This is a genomic window from Xanthomonas citri pv. mangiferaeindicae, from assembly GCA_002240395.1.
GTDB lineage: Bacteria > Pseudomonadota > Gammaproteobacteria > Xanthomonadales > Xanthomonadaceae > Luteimonas > Luteimonas citri_A.
The window spans coordinates 2413496-2436436 of sequence record CP016836.1; the positions used below are offsets into that span (position 1 = coordinate 2413496).

At 70.0% G+C, this 22941-nt stretch carries 26 protein-coding genes; 8 read left to right on the top strand and 18 right to left on the bottom strand.

Annotation, left to right across the window (positions count from 1 at the left end):
* Positions 1–3: 3 nt before the first annotated feature.
* Positions 4–657, top strand: coding sequence for a peptide-methionine (S)-S-oxide reductase (locus BEN78_10340; protein ASR45072.1), 654 nt, complete (start codon positions 4–6; stop codon positions 655–657).
* Between the two features lie 21 nt (positions 658–678).
* Here BEN78_10340 and BEN78_10345 read toward each other — a convergent pair whose 3' ends face one another.
* From BEN78_10345 to BEN78_10360, 4 genes are all read right to left on the bottom strand, one after another.
* Positions 679–1599: a DNA-binding transcriptional regulator OxyR gene (locus BEN78_10345; protein ASR43710.1), complete on the bottom strand. Its 921-nt coding sequence runs from the start codon at positions 1597–1599 to the stop codon at positions 679–681.
* 85 nt (positions 1600–1684) lie between these two features.
* Entirely contained in the window at positions 1685–3265 is a 1581-nt protein-coding gene (locus tag BEN78_10350; GenBank protein ID ASR43711.1) for an alkyl hydroperoxide reductase subunit F, read from the bottom strand.
* Between the two features lie 172 nt (positions 3266–3437).
* Positions 3438–4001, bottom strand: a complete 564-nt coding sequence (locus tag BEN78_10355; GenBank protein ID ASR43712.1) for a peroxiredoxin — start codon at positions 3999–4001, stop codon at positions 3438–3440.
* An 897-nt stretch (positions 4002–4898) separates the two neighbouring features.
* Positions 4899–5795 (bottom strand): hypothetical protein, encoded by an 897-nt coding sequence (locus tag BEN78_10360; protein ASR43713.1) that lies wholly within the window; start codon positions 5793–5795, stop codon positions 4899–4901.
* Between the two features lie 66 nt (positions 5796–5861).
* Here BEN78_10360 and BEN78_10365 point away from each other — a divergent pair, with 66 nt between their 5' ends.
* The 3 genes from BEN78_10365 to BEN78_10375 all read left to right on the top strand — a co-directional run bounded on the left by BEN78_10365 (position 5862) and on the right by BEN78_10375 (position 8027).
* The gene (locus BEN78_10365) at positions 5862–6701 is read left to right on the top strand and encodes a protein-(glutamine-N5) methyltransferase, release factor-specific (GenBank protein ASR43714.1); all 840 of its coding nucleotides are present in this window, start codon (positions 5862–5864) and stop codon (positions 6699–6701) included.
* A gap of 45 nt (positions 6702–6746) precedes the next feature.
* On the top strand, positions 6747–7688 hold the full coding sequence (locus BEN78_10370) for a prolyl aminopeptidase (GenBank protein ID ASR43715.1): 942 nt from the start codon (positions 6747–6749) through the stop codon (positions 7686–7688).
* Positions 7689–7796: 108 nt separating this feature from the next.
* Positions 7797–8027 carry a PhnA protein gene (locus BEN78_10375; protein ASR45073.1) on the top strand — a complete coding sequence of 77 codons (231 nt, stop codon included), beginning with the start codon at positions 7797–7799 and terminating at the stop codon, positions 8025–8027.
* 38 nt (positions 8028–8065) lie between these two features.
* Here the strand turns inward: BEN78_10375 and BEN78_10380 are convergent, their stop codons facing one another.
* Genes BEN78_10380 through BEN78_10390 form a run of 3 tightly spaced genes read right to left on the bottom strand, consistent with a single transcriptional unit; the run spans position 8066 to position 10227 of the window.
* Positions 8066–8632: a DNA mismatch repair protein MutT gene (locus BEN78_10380; GenBank protein ASR43716.1), complete on the bottom strand. Its 567-nt coding sequence runs from the start codon at positions 8630–8632 to the stop codon at positions 8066–8068.
* Between the two features lie 54 nt (positions 8633–8686).
* A complete protein-coding gene (locus BEN78_10385; protein ID ASR43717.1) occupies positions 8687–9643 on the bottom strand; it encodes an exodeoxyribonuclease IX in 957 nt (318 codons plus the stop codon).
* Positions 9640–10227, bottom strand: a complete 588-nt coding sequence (locus BEN78_10390) for a nitroreductase (GenBank protein ID ASR45074.1) — start codon at positions 10225–10227, stop codon at positions 9640–9642. The genes BEN78_10385 and BEN78_10390 overlap by 4 nt, the downstream gene beginning before the upstream one ends.
* 77 nt (positions 10228–10304) lie before the next feature.
* Between BEN78_10390 and BEN78_10395 the strand changes: the two genes are divergently transcribed.
* Positions 10305–12614, top strand: coding sequence for a hypothetical protein (locus tag BEN78_10395; protein ID ASR43718.1), 2310 nt, complete (start codon positions 10305–10307; stop codon positions 12612–12614).
* Between the two features lie 39 nt (positions 12615–12653).
* Here BEN78_10395 and BEN78_10400 read toward each other — a convergent pair whose 3' ends face one another.
* From BEN78_10400 to BEN78_10435, 8 genes are all read right to left on the bottom strand, one after another.
* Positions 12654–13106 (bottom strand): hypothetical protein, encoded by a 453-nt coding sequence (locus tag BEN78_10400; protein ID ASR43719.1) that lies wholly within the window; start codon positions 13104–13106, stop codon positions 12654–12656.
* 3 nt (positions 13107–13109) lie between these two features.
* Complete coding sequence (locus BEN78_10405) at positions 13110–13496, bottom strand: hypothetical protein (protein ID ASR43720.1); 387 nt, start codon at positions 13494–13496, stop codon at positions 13110–13112.
* Positions 13493–14047: an RNA polymerase sigma factor gene (locus BEN78_10410; protein ASR45075.1), complete on the bottom strand. Its 555-nt coding sequence runs from the start codon at positions 14045–14047 to the stop codon at positions 13493–13495. The genes BEN78_10405 and BEN78_10410 overlap by 4 nt, the downstream gene beginning before the upstream one ends.
* Before the next feature lie 262 nt (positions 14048–14309).
* Entirely contained in the window at positions 14310–15707 is a 1398-nt protein-coding gene (locus BEN78_10415; protein ID ASR43721.1) for an NAD(P) transhydrogenase subunit beta, read from the bottom strand.
* The gene (locus BEN78_10420) at positions 15704–16189 is read right to left on the bottom strand and encodes a hypothetical protein (protein ID ASR45076.1); all 486 of its coding nucleotides are present in this window, start codon (positions 16187–16189) and stop codon (positions 15704–15706) included. The genes BEN78_10415 and BEN78_10420 overlap by 4 nt, the downstream gene beginning before the upstream one ends.
* Before the next feature lie 32 nt (positions 16190–16221).
* The gene (locus tag BEN78_10425; protein ASR43722.1) at positions 16222–16521 is read right to left on the bottom strand and encodes an NAD(P)(+) transhydrogenase; all 300 of its coding nucleotides are present in this window, start codon (positions 16519–16521) and stop codon (positions 16222–16224) included.
* On the bottom strand, positions 16518–17633 hold the full coding sequence (locus BEN78_10430; protein ID ASR43723.1) for an NAD(P) transhydrogenase subunit alpha: 1116 nt from the start codon (positions 17631–17633) through the stop codon (positions 16518–16520). The genes BEN78_10425 and BEN78_10430 overlap by 4 nt, the downstream gene beginning before the upstream one ends.
* Before the next feature lie 130 nt (positions 17634–17763).
* Positions 17764–18513, bottom strand: a complete 750-nt coding sequence (locus BEN78_10435; GenBank protein ASR43724.1) for a hypothetical protein — start codon at positions 18511–18513, stop codon at positions 17764–17766.
* Between the two features lie 92 nt (positions 18514–18605).
* Between BEN78_10435 and BEN78_10440 the strand changes: the two genes are divergently transcribed.
* Complete coding sequence (locus BEN78_10440) at positions 18606–19511, top strand: LysR family transcriptional regulator (GenBank protein ASR43725.1); 906 nt, start codon at positions 18606–18608, stop codon at positions 19509–19511.
* 21 nt (positions 19512–19532) lie between these two features.
* Here BEN78_10440 and BEN78_10445 read toward each other — a convergent pair whose 3' ends face one another.
* On the bottom strand, positions 19533–20000 hold the full coding sequence (locus BEN78_10445; protein ID ASR43726.1) for a hypothetical protein: 468 nt from the start codon (positions 19998–20000) through the stop codon (positions 19533–19535).
* Complete coding sequence (locus BEN78_10450; protein ID ASR45077.1) at positions 19981–21261, bottom strand: hypothetical protein; 1281 nt, start codon at positions 21259–21261, stop codon at positions 19981–19983. The genes BEN78_10445 and BEN78_10450 overlap by 20 nt, the downstream gene beginning before the upstream one ends.
* A gap of 3 nt (positions 21262–21264) precedes the next feature.
* Between BEN78_10450 and BEN78_10455 the strand changes: the two genes are divergently transcribed.
* Positions 21265–21726 (top strand): hypothetical protein, encoded by a 462-nt coding sequence (locus tag BEN78_10455; GenBank protein ID ASR45078.1) that lies wholly within the window; start codon positions 21265–21267, stop codon positions 21724–21726.
* Between the two features lie 55 nt (positions 21727–21781).
* Here BEN78_10455 and BEN78_10460 read toward each other — a convergent pair whose 3' ends face one another.
* A complete protein-coding gene (locus tag BEN78_10460; protein ASR43727.1) occupies positions 21782–22207 on the bottom strand; it encodes a hypothetical protein in 426 nt (141 codons plus the stop codon).
* Between the two features lie 86 nt (positions 22208–22293).
* Here BEN78_10460 and BEN78_10465 point away from each other — a divergent pair, with 86 nt between their 5' ends.
* On the top strand, positions 22294–22845 hold the full coding sequence (locus BEN78_10465) for a putative Fe-S cluster assembly protein SufT (protein ASR43728.1): 552 nt from the start codon (positions 22294–22296) through the stop codon (positions 22843–22845).
* Positions 22846–22941: the final 96 nt, after the last annotated feature.

Here is a 22941-nt window from a genome sequence, read left to right on the forward strand (position 1 = left end):
ATGATGCTGGGAATCGGAGCGTGGAAGCAGCGCCTGCCGCGGGCGCAGGACGCGCTGCCCGGCCGCGACACGCCGCTGCCGCTGCACAACGTGCATGCCGTGCACGGGCGACCGCTGCGCGATGCCTTCGACGGTATTGAGCAGGTGCAGTTCGGCATGGGCTGCTTCTGGGGCGCGGAGCGCAAATTCTGGTCGCTGCCGGGCGTGGTGACGACGGCGGTCGGCTACGCCGGCGGGCTGAGCCCGAATCCCACCTATCGCGAGGTGTGCTCGGGCCAGACCGGCCATGCCGAGGTTGTGCTGGTGGTCTACGACCCGGCGCAGGTCGCCTTCGAGCATCTGCTGCAGCTGTTCTGGGAAGGCCACGATCCCACCCAGGGCATGCGCCAGGGCAACGACGTCGGCACCCAGTACCGCTCGGCGATCTACTGCACCACTGCCGACCAGCACGCGCTGGCGGTGCGCAGCCGCGATGCCTACCAGGCGCAGTTGCAGGCCGCGGGCTTCCCGGCGATCACCACTGAGCTGGCGGGACCGCCCGCGCCGACGTTCTACTACGCCGAGGACGAGCATCAGCAGTACCTGCACAAGCACCCTGGCGGCTATTGCGGGCTGGGTGGTACCGGCGTCGCCTGCCCGGTGGGTGTGGCGCTGTAGCGTCGCCGATGCGCGGCTGGCTCAGGCGGCGCGTGGCGCCGCCGGGTCGAGCAAGCCTGCCGGCAGCGCACGCAGCGCTTCGGCCAGCCGCAGCAGGAAATCGTGCATCGCCGAGCTGCGCCGCCATACCATCGCGATCCGCCGTGTCGGGCGGGTGTCGCTGAAGTCGAGCAGGTGCAGATGCGGTGACGGCGCCACCGGCGGCTTGGTCGCGAGCACCGGCAGCAGGGTCACGCCGACGTTCGCGGCGACCATCTGGCGCAGCGTCTCCAGACTCGTGGCGCGGAATTCGGCATGCTCGGCGGCGCCGGACAATCGGCACACGTCCAATGCCTGCTCGCGCATGCAGTGGCCGTCCTCGAGCAGCAGCAGCTTCTGCTGCGACAGCGCCGGCAGGTCCAGCCGGTCCTGCGCGGCCAGCGGATGCCGGTCGGACACGGCGAGCACGAACGGCTCCTCGAACAGGAACTGCGTGTGCAGTTGCTCGTCGTCGAGCGGCAACGCAAGAATCGCCGCGTCGAGCCGGCCGTCGTGCAGGCGCGACAGCAGCACGTCGCTCTTCTCCTCGATCAGCAGCAGCTCGAGCTCGGGGAACCGTGCACGCACCAGCGGCACGGCGTGCGGCAGCAGGTAGGGGCCGAGCGTGGGAAACACGCCGAGTCGGATCGAGCCGGCCTCAGGATCGGCGCTACGTCGCGCGACGTCCTTCATCTGCTCGATGTCGGCGACGATCCGCCGCGCGCGCTCGGCGATCTGCTGGCCGGTCGGGGTCAGCATGACCTTGCGCGGCGCCCGTTCGACCAGCGCCACGCCCAGTTCCTCCTCCAACTTGCGGATCTGCGTCGACAGCGTCGGCTGGCTGACGAAGCAGCTGGCCGCGGCGCGGCCGAAATGCCGATGTTCGGCCAATGCGACGAAGTAGCGCAGATCCCGCAGATTCATCGCTGCGTGCCCCGCGCCGACGCGCTGCCCGGTCGCCGCGAAGCGACGACCGGGCAGGCCGCATGGTCTGCGGGCGCGCCCATGCTCAGGCGGCCGCGGCCTGAGCGGCCGGCGCGGAGTGCCGGATCAGATGGTCGAACGCGCTCAGCGCCGCCTTCGACCCTTCACCCATCGCGATGACGATCTGCTTGTAAGGCACTGTGGTCGCATCGCCGGCGGCGAACACGCCCGGCACGCTGGTCTGGCCGCGGGCATCGACGACGATCTCGCCGCGCGGGCTCAGCTCGACCACGCCCTTCAACCATTCGGTATTGGGCAGCAGGCCGATCTGCACGAACACGCCTTCGAGCTCGACACGATGGTCGCTGCCGCCAACGCGGTCGCGGTACACCAGACCATTGACCCGGCTGCCGTCGCCGAGCACCTCGGTGGTCTGCGCGCTGGTGACGATGCGCACATTCGCCAGGCTGCGCAGCTTGCGCTGCAGCACCTCGTCGGCGCGCAGCTGCGCGTCGAACTCGATCAGCGTGACGTGGGCGACGATGCCGGCCAGGTCGATCGCAGCCTCGACGCCGGAGTTGCCGCCGCCGATCACCGCCACGCGCTTGCCCTTGAACAGCGGTCCGTCGCAATGCGGGCAGTAGGCTACGCCCTTGTTGCGGTACTGGTCCTCACCCGGCACGTTCATCTGCCGCCAGCGCGCGCCAGTGGCCAGCACGACGGTACGCGAGCGCAGCGACGCGCCGTTCTCCAGTTGCACCTCGATCAGCCCGTCGTCGCCGGCCGGCACCAGCCGCGTGCCGCGCTGCAGGTTCATGATGTCGACCTCGTACTCACGCACGTGTTGCTCGAGTGCAGTGGCGAGCTTCGGGCCCTCGGTCTCCTTGACCGAGATGAAATTCTCGATCGCCATCGTGTCGAGCACCTGGCCGCCGAAACGCTCTGCGGCGATACCGGTACGGATGCCCTTGCGCGCGGCGTAGATCGCCGCGGCCGCGCCAGCCGGACCGCCGCCCACGACCAGCACCTCGAACGGCGCCTTGTCGGCGATCTTTGCGGCCTCGCGTTTCGCCGCACCGGTGTCGAGCTTGGCGACGATCTGCTCGAGCGTCATCCGGCCCTGATCGAACTTTTCGCCGTTGAGGAACACGGTGGGCACCGACATGATCTCGCGCGCCTCGACTTCGTCCTGGAACAGGGCGCCGTCGATGGCCACGTGGCGGATGCGTGGATTGAGTACCGCCGCCAGATTCAGCGCCTGCACCACGTCCGGGCAGTTCTGGCACGACAACGAGTAATAGGTTTCGAACAGGTAGTCGCCCTCGAGCGCGGCGACCTGTTCGAGCGTCTCCTGCGCGGCCTTCGACGGATGGCCGCCGACCTGCAGCAGCGCCAGCACCAGCGAGGTGAACTCATGCCCCATCGGCAGGCCGGCGAAGCGCAGCGAAATGTCGTGACCGGGCGAGGTCAGCGCGAACGACGGACGCCGCGCGTCGTCGCCGTCCAGGTCGATCGTGATGCGATCGCTGGCTTCGGCGAGGTCGTCGAGCAGGCTGCGCAGCTCGGCGGACTTGGGGCCGTCGTCGAGCGAGGCCACGATGTGGATCGGGCGCACGGCGCGGGCCAGGTAGCCCTTGAGCTGGGCTTTGAGGTCGGCTTCCAACATGGTCGGCTCCTGGAGGCAGGGTGGGGCGGTACGCGACGTGCCGTGATGGCACATCGGACGGCGGGAGGGAGGCGAACCGGAGACCGCGCGAGCGCACACGGGCTCCGGTTCGCCTCCATCCCCGAAACGGGGACGGAGGCGGCCGCGGCAGGCGCCGCGGCCGGCACGCGGATCAGATCTTGCCGACCAGATCCAGCGACGGTGCGAGGGTCTTCTCGCCTTCCTTCCACTTGGCCGGGCAGACCTCGTTGGGATGGGCGGCAACGTACTGGGCGGCCTTGAGCTTGCGCAGGGTCTCGGTCACGTCGCGGGCGATCGCGTTGTCGTGGATTTCCAGCGTCTTGATCACGCCGTCGGGGTTGATGATGAATGTGCCGCGCAGTGCGAGGCCTTCTTCCTCGATGTGCACGCCGAACGCGCGCGTCAGCTGGTGGGTGGGGTCGCCGACCAGCGGGAACTGCGCCTTGCCGACGGCAGGCGAAGTCTCGTGCCACACCTTGTGCGAGAAGTGCGTGTCGGTGGTGACGATGTAGACCTCGGCGCCGGCCTTCTGGAACTCGGCGTAATGCTCGGCCGCGTCCTCGACCTCGGTCGGGCAATTGAACGTGAAGGCGGCCGGCATGAAGATCAGCACCGACCACTTGCCCTTCAGGCTCTCGTTGCTGACTTCGACGAACTCGCCGTTCTGGAACGCGGTGGCCTTGAACGGCTTGATCTCGGTGTTGATGAGGGACATGAAAACTCCTTGGGTGAAGAGGGTGCGGCCGTGGACGGCCGGCGGCCGGAGAGACCGGCTGCGCATAGGTTAGGCGCGCTCTATCGATATGTAAAATCGATAAGTCGAATCCTATCGATAGGTTCAGGCTATCGATTGTGGGTGCGGCGAGTACGACAATGAAAACGCTTGCAATGACTGCTGCACTGCAGCAATATCAGGCGCAAGGGGCTGGTCGACGTGCTATCGCCGCCCAGCCCAGGCGGTCCAGGCCGCACACCCCGTTCCGTGTCCGTACCTCCCTCCCACACGTGTCACGGAATCTTTGAAGGCGGCTTCGGCCGCCTTCATTTTGTCTATCTGCAGTGCGAGGACGGGCTGATGGGCAGCCGCCTGCTGGCCGGAAACCGCTCTCCCCTCTGCAAGGCCGCTGCACGGTCCGGCCACGCAAAGCGCGCGTGGCGCTCGCATGGATGCGCGGCAATGCCGCGCACACCATCCATGCTTTCCCTGCCTTGACTCGGGCGCGCACCATCCATGGCGCGCTTGACGCGGTCACCGGTCACCAGTCCGCTGCCATGAACGCTTGCAACCCGACTTCGGATGGACGTCGTAGTCGCCCGCTGGACGAGTCGCTGGCCGTCGGCCTCAGTGTGTCGTAGTGGCCGCCGAACACGACCCGGCTCGATCAGTCAGCATAAAACCGGGGTCAGAGTGCAATTTCGCGGGACGAAAATTGCACTCTGACCCCGGTGTTGTGAGGTGCGCGCGGTCGAGTCAAGGCATGCGAACGCGAGGCGTGCGTCGCGTGGCCGGACCGCGTAACGGCCGTGAAAGAGGAGAAGGCGGCTTCTGTCGGCGGGCAGCAGCCTGTCCGAACTGGAGAATCAGTCTTCCCTCTACCCCAAAAGAAGACCCTCAGTCGGTCAGCGCGCGCGCCGCGTTGCGGGCTGCATCTGGTCCGGACGCTGATGTGGGCCCCGTCGTGGACACGAAGTCCAGCACCGCAGGCAGCACCGTTGGCGATCGCGCCGGGTTGTAGAACGCCGCTGCGGGCGCGAAATGATGCGCGCCGGGCAAGACCCGCAGCGTCGAGGCCTCGCCGTGACCGCGTAGCGCGGCGTCCAGGCGCCGGCTGTTGTCCACGTCGACCGTGCGGTCGGCATCGCCGTGCACCAACAGGAATGGCGGCTCGTCGCCATCGACGAACCGCAGCGCCATCGCGTCGGGCCATTGCGTGCGCGGCCCGAACACCGGCGCCAGGCGCGGTCCGATCGAAAAATCGTAGGGACCGGCCAGACCGATCACCCCGGCCAGATCGCGCGGCACCATGCCGACTGCCGCAAGATGGCGCGCATCGGTGCCTAGCAATGCTGCGATCTGCGCCCCGGCCGAGTGCCCGGCGACAAACAGACGGCGCGGATCGCCGCCGTAGACCTGTGCATGGTCGCGCGTCCAACGCACCGCCTGCGCCGCATCGCCGACGAAATCGGGAAAGCCGGCCGCCGGATACGTGCGGTAGTCGGCGACGATCGCGACGACGCCGTGCTGCGCCAACCGGCTGCCGACGAAGCGATACTGCGCGCGGCTGCCACGCCGCCACGAACCGCCGTAGAAGAACACCACGACCGGGGCGCCGCTGACCGGTGCAGCCGGCCGATAGACGTCGAGCGACAATGCGCGGTCGGCGTCGTAGACCACGCTGATCGCAGGTCGGTCGCTGTGCCGGTTGACGACTGCGAAGAACGCGCTCTGACAGGCGGACAGCGAGAGCGCGAACAGCGCCGCAACGCAGATGCGCAAGGTGGAAAGCATCGACAGTCGTTCGAGCGGAAAAGGCGACCACCATGCACGACGCCCGCACCGCTACGATGTGAAGCCATGGATACGCCTTCCCCCCGACTCGATGCAGCGCTGCGCGCCGCCGCGTCGCGCATCGACGCCACCGATGCGCGCTGGCTGCTCGCCCACGCCCTCGGGCGTCCGCACAGCTGGCTGTTCGCGCATGGCGACGACCCGATCGAGCCGGCGCAGGCTGCGCGTTTCGAAGCACTGGTGGCGCGTCGCGCTGCCGGCGAGCCGGTCGCCTACCTGATCGGGCGTCGCGGCTTCTGGCGGTTCGACCTGGCGGTATCGCCGGCCACGCTGATTCCCAGGCCCGAGACCGAGCGGCTGGTCGAACTGGCGCTGGCGCGGCTGCCGGCCGGCCCCGGTGCCGCGGTTGCCGACCTGGGCACCGGCAGCGGTGCGGTCGCGCTCGCGCTTGCGGTCGAGCGCCCGGACGTCGACGTGGTCGCCACCGACCTGAGCGAGGCCGCGCTCGCCGTTGCGCGCGCCAATGCCGCCGAGCTGGGGCTCGCGCGCGTGACGTTCCTGGCCGGCGATTGGTACGCGCCGCTCGCAGGCCGCCGCTTCGATGTGCTGGTCAGCAACCCGCCGTACATCGAGGCGGACGATCCACACCTGGCGCGGGGCGATCTGCGCTTCGAGCCGCCGACCGCACTGGCCTCGGGCGACGACGGCCTCGACGCGATCCGCGTGCTGGCCGGCGGGGCCTGCGCGCACCTGCGGCCCGGTGGTTGGCTGTTGGTCGAACACGGGCTGGCGCAAGGCGCGGCGGTGCGCGCGCTGTTCGAAGCGGCAGGCCTTGGCGATGTGGAGACCGCGTGCGATCTGGAGCAGCGCGACCGCGTGACCTTCGGACGCGCCGGGGGCGCCTGACCGCGGCTGTTAGAATGGCGGCCGGTTCCTTTCGGATGCCCGTGCATGCGACAGCTCTATCCCGCCATCGAACCCTACGACACCGGTTCGCTGGCCGTCGACGATCGACACGTCCTGTACTACGAACAGTGCGGCAACCCGAAGGGCAAGCCGGTCGTGCTGCTGCATGGCGGTCCGGGCGGCGGTTGCAGCCCGAAGATGCGCTGCTTCCACGATCCGGCGAAGTACCGCATCGTACTGTTCGATCAGCGGGGTGCCGGACGCTCGACGCCGCATGCCGATCTGGTCGCCAACACCACCTGGGATCTGGTCGCCGACATCGAGCGTCTGCGTGAGCACCTGGGCATCGAGCAGTGGCAGGTCTTCGGCGGCTCGTGGGGGTCGACGCTGGCGCTGGCCTATGCCCAGAGCCACGCGCGCCGGGTTACCGAACTGGTGTTGCGCGGCATTTTCATGCTGCGTCGCTGGGAACTGGAATGGTTCTACCAGGAGGGTGCGTCGCGTCTGTTCCCGGAAGCCTGGCAGCAGTACATCGCGGCGATTCCGCACAATGAGCGTGGCGACCTGATCGCTGCGTTCCACAAGCGCCTGACCAGCGACGACGAGGGCGTGCGCCTGGACGCCGCCCGCGCGTGGAGCGTCTGGGAAGGCGCCACGAGCTTCCTGCATATCGACGAGGACTTCGCCGACAGCCATGCCGATGCCCGGTTCGCGCTCGCGTTCGCGCGCATCGAGAACCACTACTTCGTCAACGGGGGCTTCTTCGAAGTCGACGACCAGCTGCTGCGCGACGCCTACCGCATCGTCGACATCCCGGGCGTCATCGTGCATGGCCGCTACGATGTCGTCTGCCCGGTGCAGAACGCCTGGGACCTGCACCAGGTCTGGCCGAAGGCGGAACTGGTGATCACGCCGGCCTCGGGCCACTCGGCGTTCGAGGCCGAGAACATCGACGCGCTGGTCCGCGCGACCGACCGCTTCGCCTGATCCACTGCGCCCGCGCACGCGGGCGCGAGTACCCGCGCCCACGCATCCGCGTGTGGCGTGCCTCCATCGATGCGCCGGACGCCGGCGCGCACCACGGGACATCGCACCATGTCGGAAGAAGACACCCTCGTCGTCAAGGACAGCAACGGCACCACGCTCGCCGACGGCGACTCGGTCACGCTGATCAAGGACCTCAAGGTCAAGGGCACCAGCGTCACGCTCAAGCGCGGGACGCTGGTCAAGAACATCCGTCTCACCGACGACGCCGACCTGATCGAGTGCAACGCCGAGAAGGTCAAGGGCCTGGTGCTGCGCACCGAGTTCCTCAAGAAAGCCTGAGTGCAGACGGTGCCCGGCGTAGCCCGGCACCGTGACCGTCAGTCGACCGGCATGCCGTCGGGCTGGTGGTCGATCATCCACAGCCCCGCCCAGAGTTTGAGGTCGAGCTCGTAGCCTTCGGCATGCTTGCGCATCAGCCAGGCCGGCGCGGTGGCGCGCGGCACGGTGTGGACGATGATGGCCTCATCGTCGATGCCGCCGCCGGCGCCGACCCGGGTCAGCTCGCGGGCGCGGACGAAGGCCACGCGCTCGTTGCTCATGCCTGCCGTCGTCGGGCCGGTCAGCAGCACATCGACACGCCCGGCCGACCAGCCGGTCTCCTCAATCAGCTCGCGCCGGGCTGCGTCCTCGAGCGAATCGGAGCTGCCGTGGTCGCCGACCAGGCCGGCCGGCATCTCGATCGTGCGCGCACCCAGCGGCACCCGGTACTGCTCGACGAACAGCACCTCGTCGTCCGGCGTGACCGCAATGATCAGCACCGCCATGCCGTTGCCGCCGTGGGTGCGTTCGCACGATTCCCACGTGCCCCGGCGCACCAGCCGCAGCCAGTCGCCCTGGTAAAGCACTTCCGCCGCGTCGGCGGGTCCTGCATCCGGATTCGTCATGCGTCGATGGTAGTCGCCCGGCCGCAGTGCCGGTAGCACGCTGCGGCGCGCCGGTCAGGCTTCGGCCACCGGCGCCCACGTCAGCCCGGCCGCGGCGTACAGGCGCCGCCGGGTCAGCGGGCCGAAACGCAGCGCGGTGCACAGCGCCGACAACGCCTGCGCATCGCCGTCGCGCCGCGCGAAGCCGTCCGCGCCCTCGCCCAGTGGCGCATCGCAGGCGATCGTCGTCAGCTGTCGATACAACTGCGCGGCTTCGGCATGCTGGCGCAACTTCGCCCCCGCCTGGGCGGCACCACGGAAACGCAGGAACGCGATCTCGTCGCTGCGCGCCAGCAGCGCGTCAAGCGTGCCGAAGTGGTGCAGCAGGCTGGCCGCGGTCTTGCAGCCGATGCCCGGCACGCCGGGGATGTTGTCGATCGCGTCGCCGCACAGCGCGAGGTAGTCGGCGATCTGGTGCGCCTCCACGCCATGGCGCGCACGTACGCCGGCCGCCGTCCAGCGTTGGCCGCGAGCGTAGTCCCACTGCTCGTCGGCGCCCTGGAGCAATTGCGACAGGTCCTTGTCGGCCGAGACGATGACGCCGTGGTGCGCGCGGTTACGACCGGCCTGCAGCGCGCTGCCGATCAGATCATCGGCCTCGTACTCGGTGTCGGCGAGCACGACCAGGCCGAGCGCGCGGCACAGCGCCTTGCAGTGCGCGAACTGCCGGCGCAGCGCGTCGGGCGCGGGCGGGCGATTGGCCTTGTAGGCCGGGTACAGGCGATTGCGGAAACAGCTGTCGAGCGCTTCGTCGAAGGCGACCGCGATGTGGCGCGGGCGCTCGCGCTCGATCAGTTCGGCGAGAAACCGTGCGAAGCCCTGCACGGCATTGGTCGGCCAGCCCTCGGCGTCGTGAAACTCGTCGGGCATCGAGTGCCAGGCGCGAAACACGTAGAGGCTGGCGTCGACCAGGTACAGCGGGGCGGTCGGCGGCGTGGCGGGCGACTGGACGGCGGGGGGCGTCAGGCTCACGGTGCGACCCAGTCCTGCAGCAGCGCGGCCGGGTCCGGGCGTTCGCGTTCGGGCGGATCCAACCGCGGGCTGCCGATGTGGATGAAGCCGGCGATGCGCTCGTGCTCGCCCAGGCCAAGCGCGGCGAGGATCTCGCCGTCGTAAGCCGGCCAGCCGGTCAGCCAGGAGGCGCCGAAGCCACAGGCCTGCGCGGCCTGCAGCAGCGCAAAGCACACGCTGCCGGCGGTCAGCAGGCGCTCGATGTCGGGGATCGCGGTGTCGTGCGGGTCCAGGATCGCGACGACCGCGATCACCAGCGGCGCGTGCGAGAACCGGTGGCGGTCCTTGTCGAGCGCGGCGGCGCCGATCTCCGGATCGCGCGCACGGGCGCGGGCCACCAACCGTTCACCGAGTGTGTGGCGCGCATCGCCGGCGATGCGCAGGAACCGGAACGGCACCCGCTTGCCGTGGTCGGGGACCCGCACCGCCGAGCGCAGCATGCGCTGCAGGGTCGCGTCGTCGGGTCCTGGCGCATTGAGCTGGCGCGCCGGCACCGAGCGCCGCGCATCGAGCGCGTCGAGAAGGCGTTCAGCATTTGGGAGTATCGTCACGGACTTGTGCCTCTGGTTTCGGAAAGCTAAGTGCGGGGGCGCTGTGCCCCATCCCCCGATTCTCCCCCAAGATGACGCATCCCCACGACATCGGTCCGGCGCCGCCTTCGCGCCGACCTACGCCGGGCGAGCCCGAGGCGGTGTTCGACGCACTGCGACGCGACGCGGTGACGGCGCTGGGCGAGGTGCTGTCAACGCTGTGGGACGAGGTCGAGACGCAAGTCGAACGCGATGCGCTTGGCGCCGCCGCCGACTACATGGCCGCACAGGACGCACGATTGGCTGCGCGCGCACTGCGCATGCGGGCGCCGGTGCTGGCGGCGAGCTTCCGTGCCGCGATCGAGGCGGCGTTCGAGCGTTGGCGCGGCGCGGCGCCGTCGCGGCCGGCGCACGATGCGATGGCGCTGATGTCCGAGGGGCAACTGGAGCTGCATCTGGCGGTCCAGCAGCAGGTCGACCTGCTCGAACACCAGTGGCTGGGCCCGCTGACCGTACTCGACGGCCGGATGGCAATGCTGGCATCGCGCCTCGGGCTCGCCGACGGCGCGGCGCATCCGCTGCGTCCGGCCGTGCCGGTCCAGGCGTTCGCCGGTCTGCTCGATCCCGATGTGCTGCCACGCGATCTGCGCGCCCAGCTGTTCCAGCAACTCGGTGCACGGCTGCCGGCGGTTCTGGCCGGTCTCTACGCTCGCGCCGATGCCCTGCTCGACGCCGCGTTCGGGCCGGTGCCGATGACACCGGCTGCCGACCGTGGTGATCGCGCACCCGCGTGGCAACCCGAGGGCGGGCTGGCCGAGGCGCGGGTCGATGCGGCCGACGTCGCGCGCGCGACCGCCCAGCCGGCGCAGGGGCCATTGTCTGCGGATCTGGCACGGCTGTTGGCTGCCGGTGGTCCTGACACGACCGATCCCGATCCGCAGGGCGCTGAGCTTGCGCTGGTGCGGGCGCAGTTGCATCGCTGGCGGGCGCAGCTCGCGCGCATGCCGGCGCCCCACTCGGAGGAAGCGCCCGCGCGCGATGTGCCACCCCTCGCGATACCGGCCGTCGAGGCAGCGAAGCTGCTCAGCGTTGCGCGGCTGCTGCAGGGCGACGACCCCTCGCCGTATGCCCGCGTGCTGGCCGGGGACGACCGCCGACGGCTGGGCGAAGTGATCCGGCTCGAGCTCGCGCGCGGTCTGCGCGGTGTCGGCGTCGATCCCGACCGCGCACCACTGAGCGATGACGACGAGGACGCGATCGACCTGGTCGGCCTGCTGTTCCAGGCGCTGTTCGAGGCCAATGACTTGATGCAGCAGGCGCGCGATCTCTACGGCCGACTGGTCATGCCCTGCCTCAAGGTGGCCTTGACCGACGAATCGATGTTCAGCCAGCGCGGCCATCCGGCGCGCCGGCTGCTCGATGCGGTCACCGAGGCCTGCGACGGCAATACCGGCGATACCGCGCTCGACCGCGACCTGCTCGAGCATGCTGGGCGGCTCGTCGACCGGGTTGTGGAGGAATACGAAACCGACCAGGCGGTGTTTGCGCTCGCGGCCGAGGAATTGCGCGAGCGGCTGGACCAGCAACGCCGTCGTACGGAGGTCGCCGAGCGACGCGCCGCCGAAGCGATCCATGGTCGCGAACGCCTGCAACAGGCACGCCGCGGCGTGGCCGACCTCGTGGCCGAGCGCATGAGCGCGCAACCGCTGACCGAAGCCGTCGCTCGCTTTCTCGACCAGCACTGGCGCCACCACTTGACCCAGACCTGGCTGCGCGACGGCCCCGATTCGCCGCGTCACCGCGCCGCGGTCGCGATCGGCGACGCGATGATCGGCATCGACCTCGATGCCGCCGCGGCCGATGGCGCCGCGGTGGCCGCGTCCCTGCGCGCGCTGCAGGGGCCGCTGGCCGATTGCTACGCCAGCGGTGGCCTCGATGCGGCCGCCGCGCGCGAGGAGGTCACGCGCATCGTCGCCGCACTCGCGCGTTGCGATGCGCCCCGGCGCATGCACACACCGTTGCCGGAGGACGAGGCGCTGGACGAGCCGTCCGATCCGCTGCTGCGCCTGGTGGACGGCACTGCGACGCCGGCATTCGATCCGACCATCGCGGCACGGATGCGCCAGTTGCGCCCCGGCCAGGGCCTGCGGCTGATCGACGAGCACGGACGCCAATCGGTGGCCCGGGTGGCATGGATCAGTCCGCTGACCTCGCGGCTGCTGATCGTCAACCGGCGCGGTGTGCGTCGGATGGTCGTCTCGCCCGAGGAACTGGCCGCCTTGGTCGGGGCCGGGCGTGCGCTCGTGCGTTCGATCGATGCCCCGTTCGACGAGGCCATGAAGCATCTCTGGCAGCACCTGAGTGCGGCCAACGACGACGGCGACAGCATGGCTGTGGGCTGATCGCCGCGTCCGGCAGCGACACGCAGGCCGGAGTCGGTGTCAGTGCGGGGGCCTTGCCCCCTCGCGCGGCTCGGGTGCCGGATTGGCCTGCGCCCAGCGGCGGCGCTGTTCGGGCGTCATCTGTTGCCAGCGTTCGCGCAGCGCGGCGCGCTCGGCCTCGGGCAGCGTGCGCAGCCTGGTGTACAACGCGCGGGCTTCCTCGCGCTGTTCCGGCGGCAGGCGCTTCCAGCTGTGCATGCCGTGGCGGGCGTTCGTGCGCTCGGTCGGCGTCATCGCCTGCCAGCGCCGGGCGTGCTCGATCATCCGATGACGCTCGTCAGCGTCGGCGTGGTTCCAGCGGTCCCGGATCGGCGCCACGAGCTGCTCGCGTTGTTCGGGCGTGAGCCGGTCCCAGTCGGGCAGGGCCGGGCCGGGCTGGGCGGCCGCAAGGCCGGTCACCGACAGGCTGCCCAGCAGCAGGACCGTGCGCAGGAAGCGGGAAGGCAGGTGCATGGGTCACTCCATCGCAAGCAAGGTGGACTCGTTGGCGGCGAGCCACAGGTAGAAATCCGGCGATTCCTCGTACGTCGCCAGGGCATCGGCCATGCCGTCGTCGAGCGCGGCAGCGCCTTCGGCCTCGGCCAGGACCGGTGTGGGCGCGGCGCTGTGCGGCGGCGGGGCAAGCGACTGCATGCCGATCGCCAGCGCGAACAGCGCGGCGAAGCCGGCGGCGGCCGGCCAGGCCCAGCGACGTCGCGCCGACGTGGCGGTTGTGGCGGCATGACGCGCGCGATGCAGGCGCGCGGTGGTGCCGGCCGAGATCTGCGCCTGCGCATGGCCGTAGAGCGCACGCAGTGCGGCGTCCCCGTCTGCGGCGGTGTGCGGTTGATTCGGGCGGATCATCGAAACTCCTCCAATTGCGTCTGCAGCGCCTCGCGGGCACGGAACAGATGGGTTTTCACCGAGCCCTCGCCGCATCCCATGATGCGGGCGGTGGTCCCGACGTCGAATTCCTCCAGCACTCGCAGCGTGAACGCCTCGCGCTGGCGGCGCGGCAGCTGGCGCAGCGCCTCGGCCAGCCGCTGCCAGGCCTCTCGGCCGTCGTGTGAACGCGACGGGTCGGGGCCGGCATCGGCCCAGTCGATCTCCTCGCCATCAGGTGTGCGTGCGTCGGTGAGCCAGCTCAGCCGGAAGGTGCGCCGGCGCTGGGTGTCGACGATCCGACTGCGCAGCACGGTCCAGAACAGCGGCGTCCATTCCGACGCCGGCCGGTCGCGATAGCCCAGCATCCGGATCATCGCGTCCTGCACCACGTCGAGCGCGTCGTCGCGATGGCGCAGGCCGAGTTCGGCGAAACGGAACGCCCGACGCTCCACGCTCGCCAGGAACGCTTCGATTGTGGCCGGCGGCCCGGGGTCGGGGGCGGCCGTCGCCGCGGGCAGGGGAGCGCTCACCGGCGCCAGCCTACCGTGCACGGCATGCGTCTGCGGGTCGAACGGGCGGCTGCCATCCATCGTCGGGTCGTTGCGCCACGGGCGGGGTCGTCCTGAACAACGCCTCATGGCGTCGACGGTTGACGCGGACCCGGCAGATCGTTGGGCGAGGCGCCACGGTTCATCGCCGATTACGCCGGGCGGCTCGGCATGCGGCCATCACGACCTCTGGTCAGGTGTGACGGTCGGGGCAGAAACGAACGGCCGCACGCCAACGGCGGGGCTAATGCCCGCCGTCGAGCGCCTTGAGCTCGGTGACCAGGGCGCCGGCCACCTCGGCGCCGTCGCCGTAGAGCATGCGGGTATTGTCGGCGTAGAACAGCGCGTTCTCGATGCCGGCAAAGCCCGTGCCCTTGCCACGCTTGATGACCACGACATGCTTCGAATCGATCACGTCCAGGATCGGCATGCCGTAGATCGGGCTCGCCGGGTCGGTCTTGGCGACCGGATTGACGACGTCGTTGGCGCCGATGACCAGGGTCACGTCGGTGTTGGCGAACTCGGGGTTGATGTCGTCCATGTCGACGATCAGGTCGTAGGGCACCCCGGCTTCGGCCAGCAGCACGTTCATGTGCCCGGGCATGCGCCCGGCGACCGGGTGGATCGCAAACTTGACCTTGACCCCACGCTCGATCAGGCGCTGGCTCAGTTCGCGGATCTTGTGCTGCGCCTGGGCCACGGCCATGCCGTAGCCGGGCACGATCACCACCCGCTCGGCATAGGCCATCATCGCCGCCACGTCGCCGGCCTCGATCGGCTTCTGCGTGCCCTCGATCGCCTGCGCCTGCGCGCCGGGGCCGAAGTTGGAAAACAGCACGCTGCGGATCGAGCGGTTCATCGCCTTGGCCATCAGCCGGGTCAACAGCATGCCGGCCGCGCCGACCATCGTGCCGGCGATCATCAGCGCCTCATTGCCCAGCACGTAGCCTTCGAAGGCCACCGCCAGGCCGGTCAGCGCGTTGTACAGCGAGATCACCACCGGCATGTCGGCGCCGCCGATCGGCAGCGTCATCAGCACGCCCAACGCGAGCGCCAAGACGAAGAACGCGACGATCGCCGGCAGCTCAAGCGCATGCACGACCAGCCCGCCTATGATGAGCGCGGCGACGAACACCGCCAGGTTGAACAGTTGCTGCCCGGGAAAGGCGTAGCGCTTGTCCATGCGCCCGTCGAGCTTGGCCCAGGCGATCACCGAGCCCGACAGTGCGATCGCGCCGATCAGTGCGCCCAGCGTCGCCAGCACCAGCGGCACCGAGGCGGGTGCGCCGGCATGCTGCGACCAGCGCAGCAGCTCGACCGCGCCGATCGCTGCCGCCGAGCCGCCGCCCAGACCGTTGTAGAGCGCGACCATCTGCGGCATGTCGGTGATCGCGACTTTCTTGCCCGACACCCAGGCCAGCACGGTGCCCAGCGCGATCGCCGTCGCCATCAGGCCGAGGTTGTGCAGGCCCGGCACGAAGAACGTCGCCGCGGTCGCCAGCAGCATGCCCACGCCGGCCCACTGGATGCCCGAGCGCGCGGTCTTCGGCGAGGCCATGCGCTGCAAACCGAGCAGGAACAGCGTTGCGGCGATGAAGTAACTTGCCGCGATCAGTCCTGCGCGCAGATCGAGGCCGCTCATCGTGTCGTCACCATCGTGGCGCCCGTCATCGGAGACGGGATGCGGTCGAGTCGATGGTGCTCACGCATTTCCATCGCGGTCTTGAGCAGGCCGATCATCCCTAAGCCGAACGCGAGCAGGCCTAGCGACAATTGGCCGACCACCGGGTCGCCGGCCACATAGGCGCCGATCAGGCCCAGCGCCATCGCGCCGAGCGCATAGACGGCCAGCAGTCCCAGCATCCAGCGCCCCTTGCGCGGGTCTTCCCAGACCCGACGCGAGAATGCGTTCTGAGTCTTGGTCGGGTCCTGCAGCGACGACAGGCCGATGCCGATGCCGGCATGCAGCAACACCATGTTCGCCGCCTCGTAGACCGGCCCCCAGCCGGCCCGTCCCGAGGCGCCGGCGGCGAGGCCGGCGCGCACGGCGTAGTACAGCGCCACCAGTAATGCCGGGTACTGGAGGTAGCTCAGCCACTGGAACACGCTACGGGCCGAGGGCAGGCGCCGCGACGGTGGAAAGACGGGCAGGTCGGTCACGGCGCGTCGCTCCGCTTGGCGGTGGGCTTGAACATCTCCAGCATCCGCTCGGTGACGACATAGCCGCCGGCGGCGTTGCCCGCGCCCATCAGCACCGCGAGGAAGCCGATCGCCTTCTCGAGCGTCGTGTCGGCATGGCCGAGCACGACCATCGCACCGATCAGCACGATGCCGTGGATGAAGTTCGACCCCGACATCAGCGGCGTGTGCAGGATCACCGGCACGCGCGAAATGATCACGTGGCCGGCGATCGCGGCCAGCATCACGATGTACAGCGCCACGAATCCATCGATCATGCGGGAGCTCCGGAAGTGGGGGCGGTGGCCGGCACCTGCGGCCACACCGTCCGGGCCAGCAGTTCGTCGGTCCAGTCGAACGCGAGAGCGCCATCGACGAGCAGCAGCGATACGAAGTGCTGGACGTTGCGTGCGTACATCTCGCTGGCGTGGGTCGCGCCCAGGCTCGCCAGATCCAACGGGCCTGTGACCGTGACGCCTGCGACCTCGACGGTCTGACCGGGCACGGTGACCGCGCAGTTGCCGCCGGTTTCGGCGGCCAGATCCACGATCACGCTGCCCGGCCGCATGCCGGCGACCATGTCGGCGTCGATGATCGTCGGCGCCCGCCGGCCAGGCACGGCGGCAGTGCACACCACGACATCGATGCCGGCCAGATGCGCGGCCAGGCGGCGTTGCTGCTCGGCACGCTCTTCATCGGTCAGGGCGCGGGCATAGCCGCCCTCGCCGGCGGCGCTCACGCCGAGGTCAAGAAAGCGTGCGCCCAGCGATTCGATCTGCTCGCGCGTTTCGGGCCGCACGTCGAAGCCCTCGACCTGCGCGCCCAGGCGCCGCGCGGTCGCGATCGCCTGCAGTCCGGCGACACCGGCACCGACCACCAGCACCTTCGAGGGCCGGATCGTGCCGGCGGCGGTGGTCAGCATCGGGAAGAACCGCGGCGCCAGTTGCGCGCCGATCAGCACCGCCTTGTAGCCGGCCATGCCGGCCTGCGAGCTGAGCACGTCCATCGCCTGCGCGCGCGTGGTGCGCGGCAGCCGTTCGAGCGGAAAGGCGAGGATGCCGCGTGTGCGCAGCGCCTCGGCGCGTGCCGGCTCGGCATCGGGTTGCAAGGTGCCGATCAGGGCGGCGCCGGGCTTGAGCCGAGTGATCGCGTCGCTGGATGGGGCCTGCACGCATAGCACCAGGTCGGCCTGCGGCAGCGCCTCGTCGCCGACCAGATGCGCGCCGGCCTCGGCATAGGCGGCATCGGCGAAATGCGCGCCTTCGCCCAGGCCGCGCTGGGCGAGCACGGTGGCCCCGGCGGCGGTCAGTTTCCGGACCGTCTCCGGCGTCAGCGCCACCCGGCGTTCGCCAGGTGCGGTTTCCTTTATCGCAAGCACGACGACCGCCATCACCACTCCCCGTGGGTCAAGGACACCGGACGATGCCGTCCGAACCGGACACGCTGTTGCCGGTGTCGATCCTAGCCTGAATGCTGCTGCAGGTCAGCGGGTGCGCGATGGATGGCGGCAATGGGATCGGTCAGCGCCAAGGGCGCGAGGCGAGTTCCAGGCCGAGCAGCAGCAGGCAGACCAGGAACCAGACGCGAAAGCGCGCTGGCGGGATGCGCTGGCGCAGCCGTCCGCCGAGCCACATGCCGGCCAGCGCGGGCACGACCGCCAGCGTCGACAGACCGGCCTGTTCGAATCGGAACGCGCCATGGGCGCCCAACCCGATCGCCAGCGCCAGCGTCGAGACCGTGAACGAGAGTCCCAGTGCCTGCACCAGCGTATCGCGCTGCAGCCCCAGCGCCTGCAGGTACGGTACGGCTGGAATCACGAACACGCCGGTGGCGCCGGTGACCAGTCCGGTCGCGAGACCGGCCGTCGGCGACCACCAGCGCTCATGGCGTGCAGGCACGGTCAGCGGCGGAGCGAGCAGGGCATGGCCGGCGTAGGCGATGAGCGCCAGCCCCAACGCGCACCCCGACCAGGTCGGATCGGTCGTGGCCAGTGCGCCGGCACCGGCGATTGTGCCGACCACGATCGCCAGCAGCATCGGCCAGAGCCGGCGTGTCAGCGGTCCCAGGTCGGGGCCGGCAGCCAGTTGCCAGACATTGGTCACCATCGAGGGCACCACCAGCATCGCCGCCGCCGCTGCGGGCGGCATGCCCAGCCCGAGCAGTCCCATGGCGATCGTGGGCAGGCCCATCCCAGTCAGGCCCTTCACCGCGCCTGCGAGCAGGAAGATGCCGACCAGTGCTGCGAGGGGGAAAGCGATCGCCGTGTCCATGGCGCCATTGGGCGCCGGGGCGGGGCCGGGCACAATGCGGTTTTGACCGCGCGCCCCTTCGGATGGACCGAAGGTCGTGTCCTGGAGGTCTCGTGCGAATCGACCTGTCCGACCTGCGCCTGTTCCTGCACATTGTCGATGCCGGCAGCATCAGCCAGGGGGCGGCGCGTGCGCACCTGGCACTGGCCTCGGCCAGCGAGCGGCTGCGGCGGATCGAGGCCGATGCCGGCATCGCCTTGCTCGAGCGGCACGCCCGCGGTGTCCGCGCGACCGAGGCCGGCGAGGCGCTCGCGCACCATGCGCGGCGCATGCTGCGACGGCACGGCATGCTGCGCGACGAACTGCAGGCCTTCGCGGCGGGCGCGCGCGGAACCTTGCGGCTGTACGCCAATACCGCAGCGGCGACCGGTTTTCTGCCGGAGGCGCTGGCGCCGTGGCTGGCGGCGCGTCCGGCAGTCCGCATCGAGTTGAAAGAACGTACCAGCGCAGAGATCGTGCGTGCGGTCGCTTCGGGCCGTATCGAGGCCGGTGTGGTCGCCGACAGTGTCGATGCCGGAGATCTGCATCTGGCGCCGGTGGCGGACGACCGACTGGTGCTGATCGTGCCGGTCGACCATCCGCTCGCCGCTGTACGCGAGGCGGCATTCGCCGATGCGCTCGCATTGCCGTTCATCGGCCTGGCGCCGGGCAGTGCATTGCAGGATCACCTCGACGCGCACGCGGCGGACGCCGGACGCGCGTTCGCGTTCCGCATCCGTGTCCGGACCTTCGAGGACCTGTGCCTGCTGGTCGCGCGCGGCGTCGGCGTTGGCATCGTGCCCGCTGGCGCCGCGCAGCGTTACCGTCGCCGCCATCCCCATCGCGCGATCACGCTGCGCGAGGCTTGGGCATGTCGCCGGCTGTGCGTCTGTGTTCGCGACTGGCGAGGCCTGGCGCCGCCGATGCGCGACCTGCTCGTCCACCTGGGGGCCGGTCCGCTGCCCGACATCGACGGGTGACCGCCGCGGCGTCCGTGCCGATCAGAGCGCCGGCTTGGCGGTCATCAGGTAGAAGATCGCCAGGAACGAGAACAGCGCCGGCACGCCCATCGCTGCCCAGGTCCCCAGGTGCCGGTCGTAAGCCGGCGGCAGCGGCTGGCCGCTGGCGACGGCCCGCTGCGCGATGTCGCGCAGCCGGATCTGGATGCCGACGACCGGCAGCCAGCACAGCCCGGCGATCACGAACAGCACGATCGACCAGTACAGCCACGGCGTCGACAGTGGAATGTGCAGCCGGTGCGCCAGATAGAGGCCGGTCAACGGCTGCACGACGATCGTGGTCGCCGTGAACAGCCAGTCGGCGATGACCACCAGCCGGGCCACCGCGGCGACCACCACCGGATCGCGCTGGCGGCTTGCGAACAGCAGGTAGAACGCCGTGCCCACCCCGGTGCCGAACAGGAACGTCGATGACAGGATGTGCAGGAACTTAACGAGGGCGATGTCCATCGGGGGCGTCCAGTTTCAGTAGGGCATAGATCAACGCGAGCACCGGCAGGTTCTTGAGCACCGGTCCATAGGGATGCGCCCAGTACTCGGGCAGCCAGAGGCTGATGATCAACGTATAGAACGCGATCAGCCCCAGTTGCGCGCAGTAAGCGGCGCGCCGCCAGCGGGGCCGCCAGACCGCCAACCCGAGCAGCGCATCCAGCGTCGCTGCGCCGTAGAGCGAGGGCAGGGCGAGCGCATCGGGCACATGCGCGCGCTGCAGCAGCTCCAGGCTGGCCTGCACCGGATAGACGAAGGCCGACACCCAGGCGGTGACCAGCCACATCAGTGAGTTGCCTGTTCGCAGGATCGGGAGCAGCACGCGCAGGTGGGCAGCGCGGCGCACGTCGGCGCGCGCGCCGGGCGCGAGGAAGCGGGTCGCCGGGCGCAGCGGCCGGGCGAGCAACGCCTGCCAGGGGGCTGCGTCGCCATGATTGCCTGCCTCGAGCATGCGCAGCGCATCGGCGTCTAGGACCTGGGCGAGCCCCGGGATCGGCCACCGCACCGCCATGCGCACTGCCCAGGCCGGCGCGGACAGCACGCGCAGCCGTTGGCCCATCTGCGTCGCCAGGGTCCGCAGATAGTCGGCGAACGACAGTGGTGCGGGCCCGACCGCCTCGATCACCGGTGGCGGGTCGGGGTGCTCGACCAGAGCGGTCACGCCATCGAGCAGGTCGTCGAGGTGAATCGGCTGGACGCGCTGCCGGCCTCCGTCTGGCAGGGCGATGAGTGGTTGCGCAGCCAGCGCCAGGAACAGGCGCGTGCTTGTGCCGGACTCGGCGAAGACCAGCGACGGGCGAACGACGACACTGCGGCCGGGAAAGGCCGCCACGCAGGCATCGCCCGCCGCCTTGCTGCGCCAGTAGGCCGTCGCGGCCTGCGCGTGGGCGCCCAGCGCCGAGATCTGCACGATCCGTGTCACGCCGGCCGCTGCCGCCAGCGCGAACAGCGTGCACGGCCCGCTCACGTGCACCTGCTCGAAACTGGCCCCGTCCGTTTCCCGGAAGATGCCCGCGGCATTCACCACGACATCGACCGTCCGCAACACGTCCATCCACTGATCCTGGCACGGTCGGGCGAGGTCGAGCGCGACGCGTCGCCCGGGGCCGGCATCCTCCGTCACATGCCGCATGGCGAGGACTACCGCATGGCCTGCCCGCTCGAGCCGTTCCGCGATCGCACTGCCGATCAGCCCATTGGCGCCCACCACCAGCACGGTCAGCGGCTGCGCTGGCGTCTTGCCTTCGTGCGTGCGCTGCGTTCCGGGACTGCGGCCAGCCTGCTCTCCACTGTGGTCGTGTCCTGGCTCAGTCACCGGCGCACCCGCGCACCGGCTGCGGGAACCAACGCCACCAGCCAATGGGTCTGGGGACAGGCGGCGCATCGCCAGGACCGGCCGTCATGGACGTACACCGGGATGGGCTACGGCATTCATCATGCGTGTTCCCTGTTCTGGGCCTCGGGCTTCGAGTACGCCCGGCGCGGCCGCCGCACGCCGGGGCGGGTCGCCGCACTGGCGGCGGCAATGGCAGTGGCGGCGTATGTGGTGGACTACAAGGTCGTGCCGGCGCGCCTGTCGCCCGGATTCGACCAACGCTTGCGCGACCGTGACCTGTTCGCCGTGTATGCGGCGTTCGGGGCCGGTGTCGCGCTGCCCTGGTTGCTGAAACGAAGGGCCGGACGCTGATGCTCTCACGCTACGCAGGCCGGTCTGCTTGCGTGTCCGACACCGCATCACAGGTCTAGCGGGCGAGGACCGCCGCGATCACCAGCCCGGCGCCGAGCCAGGCCAGATCGGCCGGTGTGTTGGCCAGGCCGGCGAGGGTCCAGGCGTGGTGCGGGCCGAGTTTGAGTGCCGACTCCCAGGGCATCAGCCCCATCGGGCGGGCGAGTTGGGTGGCGACGATGCCCCAGTTGGCGATGACGATCGCCAGCAGCGTCGCGGCTGTGCCCGCGAGCGCGCGCACCAGGCCGGGGCGGAGCCGGGCCAGGCGGACCAGCAGTGCTGCGTCGAGCGCGGCGACCACGGCCATCCAGGCGCCTTGCGCGCCCAGCGCATCGGCCAGCAGGATCCAGGCGGCGGCAATGCCGGCGCTGCCGAGCAGCAGCAGACCGATCGCCAGCGGCCAGCGCCGGGCGCGGGCGGGTTCGGACATGGAAGACAGCATCGCGGGAATGGTGGGTCAGCATACCGGCGGGCAGCGATACAATGACAGCCTTGTCGCGGCCGCTTCCGGCCCTCATGTCCTGGGCCATGTACTCCCGCAGCAGCGAACCCGTCCGTTTCGAACGCGATTGCGAAGCCGTCCTCGTCCCCCAGGGCGAGGAGGTGACGCTGCCGGCCGGCAGCGCCGGCTACATCACTCAGGCACTGGGCGGCAGCTACACCGTATTCGTCGAGGGCAATCTGTTCCGGATTGCCGGCCGCGACGCCGATGCGATCGGCAAGGAGCCGCCGGTGCCGCTGGAACTGCCCGACGACGCCGACGATGCCGCGGTCGAGCGCATGGTCTGGCACCAGTTGCGGACCTGCTTCGACCCCGAGATTCCGATCAACGTCGTCGATCTGGGTCTGGTCTACGAGGCCGTGGTGATTCCGGTCGACAACGGGCACCGCAAGGTCGAGGTGCGGATGACGCTGACCGCGCCGGGCTGCGGCATGGGCGAGATCCTGGTCGACGACGTGCGCAGCAAGCTCGAACTCATCCCGACGGTCGACGAGGCCGATGTCGAACTGGTGTTCGATCCGCCGTGGAACCGGTCGATGATGTCCGAAGCCGCGCAACTCGAGACCGGCATGCTCTGACGGCGCCGCCGCGCCGTCCATCCTCAGATCCACGGCGCAGGCGCGCAGGGCGTGCGATTGCGTGCCGGTGGACGCGCTGTTCGACGCCGACCGCAC

What these genes read in the sequence shown, in the direction of transcription:
- BEN78_10430 (ASR43723.1), bottom strand. Translation starts at nt 17,633, where the DNA reads ATGGCGGTCGTCGTGCTTGCGATAAAGGAAACCGCACCTGGCGAACGC.
- BEN78_10375 (ASR45073.1), top strand. Translation starts at nt 7,797, where the DNA reads ATGTCGGAAGAAGACACCCTCGTCGTCAAGGACAGCAACGGCACCACG.
- BEN78_10370 (ASR43715.1), top strand. Translation starts at nt 6,747, where the DNA reads ATGCGACAGCTCTATCCCGCCATCGAACCCTACGACACCGGTTCGCTG.
- BEN78_10350 (ASR43711.1), bottom strand. Translation starts at nt 3,265, where the DNA reads ATGTTGGAAGCCGACCTCAAAGCCCAGCTCAAGGGCTACCTGGCCCGC.
- BEN78_10405 (ASR43720.1), bottom strand. Translation starts at nt 13,496, where the DNA reads ATGATCCGCCCGAATCAACCGCACACCGCCGCAGACGGGGACGCCGCA.
- BEN78_10425 (ASR43722.1), bottom strand. Translation starts at nt 16,521, where the DNA reads ATGATCGATGGATTCGTGGCGCTGTACATCGTGATGCTGGCCGCGATC.
- BEN78_10395 (ASR43718.1), top strand. Translation starts at nt 10,305, where the DNA reads ATGACGCATCCCCACGACATCGGTCCGGCGCCGCCTTCGCGCCGACCT.
- BEN78_10445 (ASR43726.1), bottom strand. Translation starts at nt 20,000, where the DNA reads ATGGACATCGCCCTCGTTAAGTTCCTGCACATCCTGTCATCGACGTTC.
- BEN78_10435 (ASR43724.1), bottom strand. Translation starts at nt 18,513, where the DNA reads ATGGACACGGCGATCGCTTTCCCCCTCGCAGCACTGGTCGGCATCTTC.
- BEN78_10365 (ASR43714.1), top strand. Translation starts at nt 5,862, where the DNA reads ATGGATACGCCTTCCCCCCGACTCGATGCAGCGCTGCGCGCCGCCGCG.
- BEN78_10465 (ASR43728.1), top strand. Translation starts at nt 22,294, where the DNA reads ATGTACTCCCGCAGCAGCGAACCCGTCCGTTTCGAACGCGATTGCGAA.
- BEN78_10360 (ASR43713.1), bottom strand. Translation starts at nt 5,795, where the DNA reads ATGCTTTCCACCTTGCGCATCTGCGTTGCGGCGCTGTTCGCGCTCTCG.
- BEN78_10460 (ASR43727.1), bottom strand. Translation starts at nt 22,207, where the DNA reads ATGCTGTCTTCCATGTCCGAACCCGCCCGCGCCCGGCGCTGGCCGCTG.
- BEN78_10400 (ASR43719.1), bottom strand. Translation starts at nt 13,106, where the DNA reads ATGCACCTGCCTTCCCGCTTCCTGCGCACGGTCCTGCTGCTGGGCAGC.
- BEN78_10345 (ASR43710.1), bottom strand. Translation starts at nt 1,599, where the DNA reads ATGAATCTGCGGGATCTGCGCTACTTCGTCGCATTGGCCGAACATCGG.
- BEN78_10355 (ASR43712.1), bottom strand. Translation starts at nt 4,001, where the DNA reads ATGTCCCTCATCAACACCGAGATCAAGCCGTTCAAGGCCACCGCGTTC.
- BEN78_10340 (ASR45072.1), top strand. Translation starts at nt 4, where the DNA reads ATGCTGGGAATCGGAGCGTGGAAGCAGCGCCTGCCGCGGGCGCAGGAC.
- BEN78_10380 (ASR43716.1), bottom strand. Translation starts at nt 8,632, where the DNA reads ATGACGAATCCGGATGCAGGACCCGCCGACGCGGCGGAAGTGCTTTAC.
- BEN78_10415 (ASR43721.1), bottom strand. Translation starts at nt 15,707, where the DNA reads ATGAGCGGCCTCGATCTGCGCGCAGGACTGATCGCGGCAAGTTACTTC.